The organism is Agarivorans sp. Z349TD_8, from assembly GCF_050870825.2.
Taxonomy (GTDB): domain Bacteria; phylum Pseudomonadota; class Gammaproteobacteria; order Enterobacterales; family Celerinatantimonadaceae; genus Agarivorans.
The window spans coordinates 2995722-3008859 of sequence record NZ_CP194037.2; the positions used below are offsets into that span (position 1 = coordinate 2995722).

At 44.4% G+C, this 13138-nt stretch carries 9 protein-coding genes; 8 read left to right on the forward strand and 1 reads right to left on the reverse strand.

All coding sequences use genetic code 11. The features are described from left to right. Positions 1-17: 17 nt before the first annotated feature. The 6 genes from nirB to narL all read left to right on the forward strand — a co-directional run bounded on the left by nirB (position 18) and on the right by narL (position 8865). Entirely contained in the window at positions 18-2558 is a 2541-nt protein-coding gene (gene nirB, locus ACRRS1_RS13450) for a nitrite reductase large subunit NirB (RefSeq protein ID WP_432467622.1), read from the forward strand. 27 nt (positions 2559-2585) lie between these two features. After that, on the forward strand, positions 2586-2912 hold the full coding sequence (gene nirD, locus ACRRS1_RS13455) for a nitrite reductase small subunit NirD (protein WP_432467621.1): 327 nt from the start codon (positions 2586-2588) through the stop codon (positions 2910-2912). A 105-nt stretch (positions 2913-3017) separates the two neighbouring features. Next, positions 3018-4487 (forward strand): NarK family nitrate/nitrite MFS transporter, encoded by a 1470-nt coding sequence (locus tag ACRRS1_RS13460; protein ID WP_432467620.1) that lies wholly within the window; start codon positions 3018-3020, stop codon positions 4485-4487. 88 nt (positions 4488-4575) lie between these two features. Further along, positions 4576-6348: a protein kinase domain-containing protein gene (locus tag ACRRS1_RS13465; RefSeq protein ID WP_432467619.1), complete on the forward strand. Its 1773-nt coding sequence runs from the start codon at positions 4576-4578 to the stop codon at positions 6346-6348. A 20-nt stretch (positions 6349-6368) separates the two neighbouring features. Then, positions 6369-8168, forward strand: a complete 1800-nt coding sequence (locus ACRRS1_RS13470; RefSeq protein ID WP_432467618.1) for a type IV pili methyl-accepting chemotaxis transducer N-terminal domain-containing protein — start codon at positions 6369-6371, stop codon at positions 8166-8168. Positions 8169-8217: 49 nt separating this feature from the next. Then, positions 8218-8865 carry a two-component system response regulator NarL gene (narL, locus tag ACRRS1_RS13475; RefSeq protein ID WP_432452650.1) on the forward strand — a complete coding sequence of 216 codons (648 nt, stop codon included), beginning with the start codon at positions 8218-8220 and terminating at the stop codon, positions 8863-8865. Positions 8866-8945: 80 nt separating this feature from the next. On the opposite strand, the gene ACRRS1_RS13480 is transcribed toward narL, so the two are convergent. Next, positions 8946-9719 (reverse strand): substrate-binding periplasmic protein, encoded by a 774-nt coding sequence (locus ACRRS1_RS13480; protein ID WP_432467616.1) that lies wholly within the window; start codon positions 9717-9719, stop codon positions 8946-8948. A 250-nt stretch (positions 9720-9969) separates the two neighbouring features. Between ACRRS1_RS13480 and ACRRS1_RS13485 the strand changes: the two genes are divergently transcribed. Then, positions 9970-10095 (forward strand): hypothetical protein, encoded by a 126-nt coding sequence (locus ACRRS1_RS13485; protein ID WP_432467614.1) that lies wholly within the window; start codon positions 9970-9972, stop codon positions 10093-10095. Positions 10096-10943: 848 nt separating this feature from the next. Continuing rightward, positions 10944-13034 (forward strand): RICIN domain-containing protein, encoded by a 2091-nt coding sequence (locus ACRRS1_RS13490; RefSeq protein WP_432467613.1) that lies wholly within the window; start codon positions 10944-10946, stop codon positions 13032-13034. The last annotated feature ends 104 nt before the right edge of the window (positions 13035-13138 follow it).

A 13138-nucleotide genomic window follows, 5' to 3' on the forward strand; every position in this document is an offset into this window, starting at 1 on the left:
AAAAAGGAATTTGCATCATGAATAAGCAAAAAGTCATCGTGGTTGGCAACGGCATGGTTGGTCACAAATTTATCGAGCAGCTGCTGCAAAGCCAAGCCGAAGATCTGGAGATCCTGACCTTCTCAGAAGAACCTCGCCTGGCTTACGACCGGGTCCAGTTAACCGCCTATTTTTCCGGAAAATCAGCGGACGATCTGGCCTTAACCAACGAAGGCTATTATCAACAGCACGGGGTCAATTATCTGCTAAATGAAAAAGTAACTGCGATTCACCCCAGCAATAAAACTATCCAAACCGCCTCGGGACGCGAAGAGTCCTACGACAAGCTGATATTGGCAACCGGCTCCTATCCGTTTGTACCGGCTATTCCCGGTCATGATCGGGAGCATTGTTATGTCTATCGTACTCTCGAAGACCTCGATGCCATCGCCTTGGCGAGTCAGTCCTGCAAGTCTGGCGTGATTATCGGCGGTGGATTGTTGGGACTGGAAGCCGCCAATGCCATCAAAAATCTGGCATTAGAGACTCACGTGGTAGAATTTGCCCCACGCTTGATGGCGGTACAACTCGATCAGGATGGGGGCGACTTACTGCGCCATAAAATCGAAGCATTGGGCGTGCAGGTACATACCGCTAAAGCCACCACCGAAATCATTGACGGCGAACAGTCTCGCTACCGCATGAATTTTGCCGATGGCTCTTATCTCGAAACCGATATGATCGTATTCTCCGCGGGGATCCGTCCTCAAGATAGCTTAGCCAAAAATGCCGATATTCAGATTGGTCCCCGTGGCGGCATCGTGATTAACAATTTCTGCCAAACCAATGTCGAGGATATCTACGCCATTGGCGAATGTGCCCTATGGCAGCAGCGTATCTTTGGTCTGGTAGCACCCGGCTACCAAATGGCCAAGGTGGCGGCCCAGCATTTGCTCGGTCAGCCCGAGCCCATAGAATTTACCGGTGCCGACATGAGCACCAAATTGAAGTTACTGGGGATCGATGTAGCCAGCATTGGCGAGGTGCATGGCGCAACGCAGGGGGCACTCTCCTATACCTACAAAGACGATATTGAACAAATCTACAAGCGACTAATTGTCTCGGCAGATAAACAAAAAATTATTGGCGCAGTGCTGGTTGGCGATACTCAAGCCTACGGCAATATTTTACAACTACAGCAAAATAACTTGGCACTGCCGGAAAATCCATCGGTACTGATCCTGCCCAATGTTGCCGAAGATCAGTCGCCAGGCTTAGGTGTTGATGCGCTGCCCGACAGTGCGGTGATTTGCTCCTGCTTCGATGTAAGCAAAGGCCACATTAAACAGGCGGTTGCTGCAGGCTGTAGTTCGATGGCCGCACTCAAAGAAATGACCAATGCCTCCACCGGATGTGGCGGCTGCAGTGCGCTGGCCAAGCAAGTCTTAGACAGCGAACTGGCAAAATCAGGACTTGAAGTGAACAACCACGTTTGCGAACACTTCGCCTATTCTCGCCAGGAATTGAGTGATCTGATTCGGGTCAATCAAATCAAAACCTTTGAGCAATTGCTCACAAGCTACGGTTCAGGCTTAGGTTGTGAGATCTGCAAACCCACGGCGGGCTCTATTCTCGCCTCCTACTGGAATGAGTATATTTTGCAGGATCAGCATATCGAGCTACAGGATACCAACGATATCTACCTTGGCAATATGCAAAAAGACGGGAGCTATTCAGTGGTGCCAAGAATACCTGGCGGAGAAATCACTCCCGAAAAACTAATTGTCATTGGTCAGGTGGCCTGCGAGTTTCAGCTTTATACCAAAATTACCGGTGGCCAGCGCATCGATTTATTTGGCGCTCAACTCAACGACTTGCCGCAAATCTGGCAGCGTCTGGTGGATGCCGGTTTTGAAACGGGTCATGCCTATGGCAAATCCTTGCGAACGGTTAAATCTTGCGTGGGGAACAGCTGGTGTCGTTATGGTGTGCAAGATAGCTTGGGCTTCGCCATTGATCTGGAAAACCGTTATAAAGGCTTACGCTCTCCGCATAAATTAAAATTTGCCGTCTCGGGTTGCACCCGGGAATGTGCCGAAGCGCAATCCAAAGACATTGGCATCATCGCCACAGACCAAGGCTGGAATTTATACGTCTGCGGCAACGGCGGCATGCGCCCCCGACATGCCGATCTTTTCGCGACTGATTTGGATGATGCCACGCTGATCCAATATGTCGACCGCCTGTTAATGTTCTACATACGCACCGCCGATCGACTCCAAAGAACCTCTGTCTGGTTAGAAAATCTAGAAGGCGGCATCGACTACCTCAAGCAAGTGATTATCGAAGATAAACTCGGCCTGAACGCCGAATTAGAACAGGCCATGGCCGCCACCATCAGTCAATATCAGTGTGAATGGAAAACCACCCTTGAGTCACCCGACAAATTAAAACGTTTTAATCACTTCATTAACAGCGACGAGCGGGATGAAAACCAGCGCTTTATCAGCATTCGCCAGCAGAAATGTCCTGATCTCAAGATAAACCAATTAGCAATTGACGTTGCCACCGTTGATTAATACCACCAGCCCTGAGGAGAATATGCCATGGATAACTGGCTCACGATTTGTAAGAGCGAAGATATTGCACCAAACACCGGTGTATGCGCCAAAGTTGGCGATAATCAGGTTGCGATCTTTCTCAGCAGCCGAACCAACAGTGTACACGCGATTGCCAACTTCGATCCCTTTGGGAAAGCCAACGTACTTTCCCGCGGCATCATTGGCACCATCAACGACCGCCTGTGTGTCGCGTCCCCCCTATACAAACAGCACTTTGATCTGCATACCGGAGAGTGTCTGGAACAACCAGAAATTCAACTACACACCTATCAAGTTCGAATCAGTCAAGGTTCTATCGAAATCAAACAATAGACGAGACAACCTCATCCCCCATAAAGAACTGAACAAGCTGACCCAGGCTTCAGTCATGGGCGAGATGTCGCGTTCTAAAAAATACTAGTTATATAGGGAAATATTATGGATAGCACAAAAATTTCACTCCTTTCCTTTCAAGGAAAAATGAAAACCCTCCATCTCAGCTGGATGGCATTTTTTATTACTTTCGTAGTTTGGTTTAACTTTGCACCTTTGCTGCAAGCGGTAAAAGTCTCGCTGGGATTATCAACGGAAGAAGTCAAAACTTTACTAATTCTAAATGTGGCGTTAACCATCCCCGCCCGAGTCCTGATAGGCATGTTTACTGACCGATTTGGGCCTCGCATCGTTTATTCGGCCCTATTAGCCATTTGTTCCATCCCCTGCTTTATGTTTGCTTTTGCCGACTCATTTATTCAAGCGGCAATTGCTCGCTTCTTATTGGGCTTCATCGGTGCTGGATTTGTGATTGGGATCCGCCTTGTTTCTGAGTGGTTTCCTCACCACCAACTAGGGATGGCTGAAGGTATTTATGGGGGCTGGGGGAACTTCGGCTCTGCCGCTGCGGCGTTTACATTGCCAACACTAGCGCTAATTTTGGGTGGAGATGACGGTTGGCGTTATGCCATTGCTATCACTGGTTTAATGAGTTTGTTGTTCTCGTTTGTATTCTTCTTTAACGTTAGCGATACCCCTAAAGGGGCGACCTATTTCAAACCAAAGCACCTGTCGGCCATGGAAGTGACATCCAAAGGTGATTTCTTCCTGTTACTCGCCATGAAAGTACCGATGTATGCGGTGCTTGCTTTACTGGCATGGAAATTATCTCCGGGTGGTGTGGGGATGCTAGAGCAATGGATCGTCAACTCAATCTATATGGGTTTAATTGGGCTTTATGTCCTCGATGCTCATCAGGTATGGAAGGTAAATAAATCGGTATTTGTGGAACCTGTTGAAGCGATCCATCAATACAAATTTAAACAAGTGGCAGTATTAAACTTACTGTACTTCGCCACCTTTGGTTCTGAGCTTGCGGTGATTTCTATGTTGCCATTATTTTTCTCTGAAACCTTCGAACTGTCGCCAGTGGTCGCCGGGATGGTTGCCTCAGCGTATGCCTTCATGAATTTAATGTCGCGACCCGGCGGTGGCTTAATTTCCGATAAATTTGGTCGCAAGCTTACCCTGCTGATTTTAACCGCCGGATTAGCCGTGGGTTATTTTCTGATGGGAAATGTCAATGCCCAGTGGCCTTTATGGTTAGCCGTTGCCGCTGCCATGGCGTGCTCATTCTTCGTACAAGCGGGTGAAGGCGCGGTATTTGCCACGGTGCCCTTGATTAAACGTCGTATGACTGGACAAATTGCAGGCATGACCGGGGCTTATGGTAATGTGGGAGCGGTAGTCTATTTAACCATTCTTTCGTTTGTGGAATATCAGACTTTCTTTTATGTCATCGCATGTACCGCGGTTGTCGGCTTTATCGCACTGATGTTTATGGAAGAGCCAAACGGTAAAATCGCTGAAGTAAACGATGATGGTAGTGTCACTTTAATCGATGTTTCCAACTAAATATCGCGACATCATCGCCAAGCGATTGATATAAAACACTCAGAGCTCGAATGGCAAGCCCATCGAGCTTTTATCTACGAGCCAATTTATGAACCAGAGTGAGTCAGGAATACAGCGAATGTTGGGCGCAGAAGGGGCGAATTGGATAAGTTTTTCCGGTCACTCCAGCCAAGGGGTCCGCGATCAAAACCAAGATGCATTTATCGTCAAATCGCCATTGAGCAGCGATGAACTCACCTATAAGGGCATTCTTGGATGCATCGCTGATGGCGTGAGCTGCAGTGAACAAGGGCAGCGTGCAAGCCATACTGCGGTCACTCAATTTGTCAGCGACTACTATTCAACACCAGTCAGTTGGAGTGTGAAACATGCGGTGATGAAAATTCTCAAACCTCTAAATTATTGGCTCTTTTCACAAGGAAAACCCCATCTGCAACACAATGGCATGATCACCACATTCAGCGCGATTATTTTTAAATCAAATACCGCCCACCTATTTCACGTAGGAGACAGCCGAATTTATCGATATAGAGATCAGCAACTAACCCTGCTGACTCGGGATCATCAACGGATTGGCATTGGCACAAACGGGGTATTAACACGCGCCTTGGGAATGGATGAGCACCTAGAAATCGACTATCAAAGCTGTTTACTTCAAGCAGGCGATCGATTTGTGCTAACCACCGATGGGGTTCACGAATTTATTCCAGATGAGCAATTACAGCAGTTACTTTGCCAGTCACTGCCAATAACCTGTCTCAGCGAGCAAATATGTCAGGCGGCGCTGGAACGAGGCAGCAGCGATAATACCAGCTGCATTGCTTTTGAAATACTCAACTTAAGCAAATATGATCTGTTAGAACACCAACAAATACTACTAGCTAGAAACATCCCACCAGCACTAAGCGAAGGGCATGTTATCGACCATTTTCAAGTACTGAAAGTGCTCTACGAAGGCAGTCGAAGCCATCTGTATCTGGCAATGGATAAGATTGCCAATCAAAAACGAGTCATTAAAGTCCCTTCACTGAATGCACAAGACGAGCGCGCGACCCTCCAGCGATTCGCCAACGAGTATTGGATTGCTTCTCAACTGCAAAACCCTCGCATCATGAAGATGTATCCTTGCCCCGCAACCAGCGACTATCTCTACCAGATCTGTGAATATATCGAAGGGGTGACGCTACGCCAGTGGATGCTTGATAACCCTTGCCCGTCCTTAAGAACCGTCAGAGAAATATTGAAAGAAGTGATTGCTGCTTTACGGGTTTTGCAGCGCGCCGATATGGTTCATCGAGATCTAAAACCAGAAAACATTATGCTGATGCCCGGCAATTTGGTAAAAATTATAGATTTTGGCACGGTCGAGGTTAAAGGCGCCTTGGAAGCCTTGCCTGAAGTAAACCAAGTGCTCCCCTTGGGTTCGGTGAATTACACCGCACCAGAATACATAAATACAGGCCAAGCCACAATTTACTCGGATCTATTTTCCGTCGCCGTGATCGGCTATGAAATGTTATGTGGGAACCTGCCTTTTAAAAGCTCATCACAACAAAATATCCAACACGCTAGACAAATAAAATGGGCCTATCGGCCAATGCAACAGAACCGTTCTGATATCCCCTTATGGGTGGATTTAGCGTTTGCAAAAGCCACTTCCCCCCAGCCAAATCAGCGCTACTCAGCCTTGGGGGATTTTATCACTGATATTTATAGCCCTAATATGGCACTATCTAAACGAACAGAAAATAGACCTTTATTAAAACGAAATCCGTTGTTGTTTTGGAAATGTCTGGCCTTATTCGCTAGTGTGCTCTCGGTTATCGAAGGGCTTTTACTTTTATCACAGAGAATACAATAAACATTGCTATGGTTGCATTAGTGTTTCATAAATTTGGTCGCTCCGTTGTACTTCGAATTACGTCGATGATGATTAGCGTGATTTTAATGGCATTCATCAGCATTTTTTCTTCGATGTATATGTCTCAAATCAGCGAGAATGACGGAAAAGCCATCAACCTCTCGGGCTCGCTACGCATGATGAGCTACCGGATCACGACCCAAGCCGCCACCTTACAAAAGTCGCCCAATCAACAAAACCAGCAAAAAGTACAAGCTCTGATACAACGTTTCGAAACCTTATTTAGCGACCCGGTTCTTAAAAAGGATTTCATACGTTTTAACGAAATCGAACTACAACAAGAATACCAAGCCATTCGTCACAGCTGGCAAACCGTGATCAAGCCGCAATTAGCCAATGCCGATCAACATTTCGACTTAGAGCGATTTTTGCCCACCTTAGAATCCTTCGTCGAGAACATTGACCTGCTGGTTTACGGCTATCAACAAGTACTAGAAGAGCGCCTCGCTCTACTGAAGATAATTCAAACCGTAATGCTGTCGATTACTTTGCTGCTGATTGGTTTATCCTTGTATTCGATTCATCGACATATTGCACAACCACTCAAGGCATTAACTGCGGTTGCCGAAGCCTCATCCAAGGGAGATTGGAGTAAACGCTGTCATATTGAACGTGAAGACGAATTGGGGCTGTTGTCGCAAACCATCAATCAGGCTCACGACAGTATTCAAGCAATCCATCGAGACCTTGAACAGCGGATCCACAATAAAACCATCCAGTTGAGTAGAAACAATGAAATTTTAACCTTTCTGTATAACGTGGCTCAGCAGGTAAATCAGTCGCATCTCGGCCAGCTTGCTTTTCGCGCTATTCTTGAGGAATTATGTTTAGTGAGCGAACGAAAAAAAATTGAGCTCAAACTATTCGCCAATGACTATCAGTTGCCCTATCAACATATTATTGTTGACCACCAAAGCCCTCCAGAGCAGCACTCTGAATCTGCAGCGATCAGCACCTTTATCATCGAGCGGAACAATACCCAATTTGGCGAACTTATCGTAGCAGATGATCCCAGTGCTCCCTTAGAAGACTGGCAACAGAATTTATTACATTCCCTGGTCGATCAATTCGCAATCGCCTTAAGCTTAACCGAGCAACTCAATCAACAACGACGCATCGCCTTATTGGACGAACGGTCGATCATCGCCCGCGAGCTGCACGATTCATTAGCACAATCCTTGTCCTATTTAAAAATACAAGTCACCCGTATCGAAAAAGGCCTACAAGATGTTGATGTTCCAGAACAGGTGAGCAAACCGGTAGCAGAGCTTAAGGAAGGCCTCAGCTCAGCCTATCGACAATTGCGCGAGCTGCTCACGACATTTCGTTTGCAAATTGGCAATGGTGGCTTAAAGGCAGCACTGACCGATACCATCAAAACCCTCGCAGAGCGCAGTGACATCGATATTCGCCTTGACTACGACTGCACGCACGTACCTTTTGAGCCCAGTGAAGCCATTCATATTTTACAAATCACCAAAGAAGCCTTACAAAATGCCATTAAGCACTCCCATGGCTCGTTGGTCAGCATATCGTTGATTGAAAAGTCAAATAAATCAATTGAATTGTTGATCAAAGATAATGGAATTGGTATCAAAGAGATGGCGCTAAAATTAAACCATTATGGAACAGAAATTATGCAGGAGCGTTGTCATTCCTTACATGGCGAATTAACCATCCGCTCCCCTGATACGATGGGGACCGAAGTCGGTCTAACTTTCCTGCCAAATTATCTGAGCAAAGTCGAGAAAAATGCTTAACCTGCCTGAATAGCGTTAAGCCGAATGAACTTGTGACAAGGAGTGTAATGTGAGTACAAATGCAGCAACGGTGATGTTAGTCGATGATCACCCGCTATTTCGTAAAGGCTTACAGCAACTGATTGCCATGGAAGATGATCTGGTGGTACTGAGCGAATATAACAATGGCTCGGACGCCATCATCGGGGCACTTCACGATGATCCTGATTTAATTATTTTAGACCTGAATATGCAAGGTATGGATGGCTTAGAAACCGTTCGTTTAATGCGTGAACAACACATCACCGCTCGCATTGTGATGTTAACTGTATCTGACGCCGAAGATGATGTATTAGCCGCCATTGAAAATGGAGCCGACGGTTACTTACTCAAAGATATGGAACCAGAAGACATTGTTGAAAACATTAAACAAGCGGTATTGGGAAAGCTGGCCCTATCTGATCGTCTGACTAAAGTTCTCGCCCAATCATGGCACAAACCCAAGCAACAGCCAGATGAAAACTTACTGGAAAGCTTAACTGGTCGAGAATCCCAAATTCTGATATTGATCGCCAAAGGCATGAGTAACAAACTGATTGCCCAAGAACTACGAATTACGGATGCCACCGTGAAAGTCCATGTAAAACACTTACTCAAGAAATTAAACTTACGCTCACGCTTAGAAGCTGCGGTTTGGCTGAAAGATCAGCAATTGTAAAAAACAGAAATAAACTAAAGCCTTAAACGAGATTTCGATTGGCAGCTCAAATTTGATCCCACTATTTCCGCTCAAAAGACTTACTGGGGAATATTGTATTTTTGCAGGATTTGCTTATACCGAGCACCCGATTTAAATTTGTTCAATTCATCAGAAAACAGCTTCACGAATGTTCGCTCAACATTTAGCTGATTAAACGCGATATAGAAATGCGTAGAGTCGATGGGATTAGCAGTAAGGGCTGCAACACTATTTTCAATACCACGTTTCTTTGCTAAAAACATTCCCGTAAGATAATCGCTGATGATGTAATCAACCCGCCCTGCAACCAACTTTTTAAAATTTAATTCTTCCCCGACGACCAGTTCATAATTATTTTCTTTTTTGACAAATTCCCAGAGCGCTTCACTGTATCTAACATCAATCACTAAACCAATTCGTTTCCCCTTTAGATCTTCAAAAGAATCAAATTTAAGTTTTCCAACATCAGCTCTACGGATAAAAAACACCCATTGGGCATCTAAGAGATGTTCATCCGGGTAATGAAAAAGCGCCTCTCTATCCTTGCTTTTCATAATCGTATAAAGGCTATCCGTTTGGCCAACTTTGAGCATACGCAAGGCTCTTGCCCACGGATAGATGGTATTCTTGTAATCAACGCCCATGTTCTGAAATACTTCGGCCACGATTTCCGAGACCACTCCCCCAACTTCTCCGTTTTCAAGCTTATAGACGTAAGGCGGAAACTCAGGGGAGGCAACTCTAAGCAAAGTCTGAGCTTGCGCCAACAAAGAAACAGGTAAAGTCAGCCAGCACATCAGCAAAAAAAAGAAAACAGATTTTGTCATATTCATTAACCCCCTTAATTCAAAACAACGAATAAGCTATCGGAAAAAACTGGGGCATCGGGTCACCAGCCACTTTTTCACACTGGGAAAACTTATCAAATTAACCATTCCATCATCAGACTACAGACCCGTTTAACTAAATATAATTCTAAGCCAAAACCATATGACCCGCACAAAATAGTTAAAAATGTGTACAATAATGTTAAAGATAAGACAATAAACGATTAGCAAGCAGTTAAAGATCAATGATGGTGAGATGAAACAGCAGCATGCTTTCATCGATGAAACCGAGCCTTACGCGGTTAAATATAAGCAAGCAGAGCTGATGGCTCCGCGCCAACAAACTCTAGGGACGCGTATCGATGCTTCAACCATTGATTGAACAATAAACAGTGAGACTCCTGCGACAAAGCGTAAACAGCCAAGGCCCTACGTATTAATGGACAGCTCTTGTATAAAACAAACTAAGATCACACGAAATAATATAAAACAATCTTTATCCACTCATATCAAAGCCAAGCGTCAAGCAAAACTGCTATAAAAATCAAATAACTTAAAGTGACTACTAATAAATGCCCACTCATCAAGGGGGTTGTTAAATACTGTTCACCTCCGCGCCCAGCTATTAGAGCAAATAGTCTAACCAGCTTAGAGTTAACCCATATTCTATAAAACCAATAAGAATAAAAATTAATAATTTATGCGCAAGATGTTACGTTTCAAAAAAAATAAAAACAAAAGACCACTGATTTCAAAAAATATAAAACAAATAAATCAATCACTTAAAGATTAACTCTTGGAAATTAGTAAGGAAATAAATAAAGAGGTAACACAAACAACCTGCCATAACACCAAGTGAGGTATAAAAAATTTCTGGAAGAATCTATCCAGCGAGTTTCGCCAACAACCAAGATCGATTATAAAATATTGATTTTTATATGAAATAATGCACCTGACAGATAAGATAAAAACTCACACCTGGTGTTCAAATGAACCCATTCACTTTGTCTTTCATTTATATGAACAAACAAGGTTGTTCACTATTTATATAATAAGTATTTTCATACTATAAATAATCAAAAACCATGCATAAATCACACATGCTTACTCTTATATGCGTTCAAGATCTCAAAATAAAAGCTTGTATTTGATAAATTACTCACACCGAAAATATCACTTATAAATAAAACTTCGGTTACACAATTGAACTTATAAATGGAGTATATAAACTTGAATAGATTACGAACCAAAAAAATAATATCAAGCCTCGTGACAGGTGTCAGCCTGTTCCCCTTAGCTCTACACATTCAAGCCGCAGAATACTGTAAAGACCAACCTGTTGACGGCGCTATATATAAAATAGTCAATGTTGGTTCTGAATTATTGCTTGCCGCAGAATCAGATTCAGAAAATGCAAATGTAGCAATTGAAAACAATGCAGGAAAAAACTCGCAACGCTTCTATTTAAACTACCAATCCAGCACTCATTATTGGACGATTCAAGCATCCAACACCGATTATGCGGCGAGCGTTAAAGATAGCTCGAGTAGCAACGGTGCAACGGTTCGACAAGAAGCATATGATTTTGGCGATAATCAACAATGGGAGCTCAAGCAAGCCACCTCAGGTGATTACATAGGTGCTTACAAAATTGTAAATAAAAAGTCGTCGTTATCTTTAAGTGCTAACGGTACCAGTAACGGTTCAAATGTTCGCCAAGAAAACGACAGCAATACCGATACCCAACGTTGGTGGCTAGAGCCTGTAACCAGCAGTTGTTCTGGCTCAGCGGTGACCGAAAGCGTGGTGCTCAATGGCTCGGCTGGAGATGGCATCGTCAAATTAAGTTGGAATGACTCGAATACCAACTCAAATTACCAAATTTACCAAGATACCGACAGTGATCCTTCTGGTCGAACTCGCATTGCCAGCGTGTCGCCAAGCACCCTGAGTTACACAGCTTCCGGTCTACAAAACGGCAAAACCTATTACTTCTGGGTTAAATATACCAACAGTGATGGCGGCTACTCGAACTCATCGATGTTTAGTGCCACTCCCAAAGCTTCATCTTCTGGTGGCTCTAACGGTGATTCGTCTAGTTCTGCTGCTGCCCCAACGGCCGACGCAGCCAAATATGCAGGAGCCAACAGCGAGCCTAGAACCAACGGCTACCCTTCTTTTATTAAGAGTACCGTGAGCGGCGCAACCGTCGTATCTAGCTTAAGTAGTCTATTAAGTGCAATTGATAAAGCCAGCGCTGGTGATGTGATTTACATCCGTAGTGGCACTTATAAACCGTCTTCGCCAATTATTATCGACAACGATGGCTCCTCCTCTAAAACCATTGTGCTCAGTGCATACCCAGGGGATAACCGACCCGTCTTAGATTTTTCTGCAATGTCTGAAAGTGGTTCAAACCGCGGTATCGAAATGAAAGCCGATTACTGGCACATCTACGGCTTTGATATTAAAAAAGCCGGTGACAACGGTATGCATATGACTGGATCGCACAATACAGTTGAATTTATGGCTTTCTATGAAAATGCCGATACTGGCTTACAAATAGACAGCAATGCTGCGTACAACTTCATCAAAAATTCAGACTCTTACTACAATGCAGACTCTTCATTAGAAAATGCGGATGGTTTTGCGGCGAAATTAGGTGTGGGTACCGGTAACTATTTCTACGGCTGCCGTGCTTGGCAGAACTTAGATGATGGTTTTGATGGATACTTGCGTGACAACGGCAGCAGCATCACCACAACCCATGAATATTCTTGGATGATCCGAAACGGTTATCAAAAGAATGGTTCAGAAGGTGTGGGCGACGGTAACGGTTTTAAAACGGGTGGTAGTGACAATAAAGATCTTGCCCACAACGGCATTTACATTAACACCATCTCTGCCGATAACACGGCTGACGGTTACGACCAAAACAGTAACCGTGGTGAAGTCACCATCTACAATGCGATATCCTACAAGAATGCACGCAACTATGGTTTAGGTGATGGCAGTAGTCGTCAACTTAAAAAACTCACCATCAAAAACAGTATTTCTTTAGATGGTGACAGTAGTGACAAACTTGACGCAGCATCAACAAGCATCAGTAAAAACGGCTGGCAAAATGTATCAACCTCTTCTTCTGACTTTGTAAGTTTGAACGTGGATGACCTACTGGCTGACCGTCAAGATGATGGTAGCCTGCCAGTGGTTGATTTCTTCCACCTGAAAAGTGACAGTGATTTAATTGATGCAGGGACCAATGTTGGTTTGAGCTACAACGGCTCAGCGCCCGATATCGGTGCTTTCGAATCGAACTAAGCATAACCGTTTAACACTGGCTTCATCTAAAGGGGACACATTGCTGTCCCCTTTTTCTATCTTTCTTGGATAACAGACTTCGAGACGGACTCACCCGTAACGAG

What these genes read in the sequence shown, in the direction of transcription:
- nirB (WP_432467622.1), top strand. Translation starts at nt 18, where the DNA reads ATGAATAAGCAAAAAGTCATCGTGGTTGGCAACGGCATGGTTGGTCAC.
- ACRRS1_RS13460 (WP_432467620.1), top strand. Translation starts at nt 3,018, where the DNA reads ATGGATAGCACAAAAATTTCACTCCTTTCCTTTCAAGGAAAAATGAAA.
- ACRRS1_RS13485 (WP_432467614.1), top strand. Translation starts at nt 9,970, where the DNA reads ATGAAACAGCAGCATGCTTTCATCGATGAAACCGAGCCTTACGCGGTT.
- ACRRS1_RS13465 (WP_432467619.1), top strand. Translation starts at nt 4,576, where the DNA reads ATGAACCAGAGTGAGTCAGGAATACAGCGAATGTTGGGCGCAGAAGGG.
- ACRRS1_RS13480 (WP_432467616.1), bottom strand. Translation starts at nt 9,719, where the DNA reads ATGAATATGACAAAATCTGTTTTCTTTTTTTTGCTGATGTGCTGGCTG.
- nirD (WP_432467621.1), top strand. Translation starts at nt 2,586, where the DNA reads ATGGATAACTGGCTCACGATTTGTAAGAGCGAAGATATTGCACCAAAC.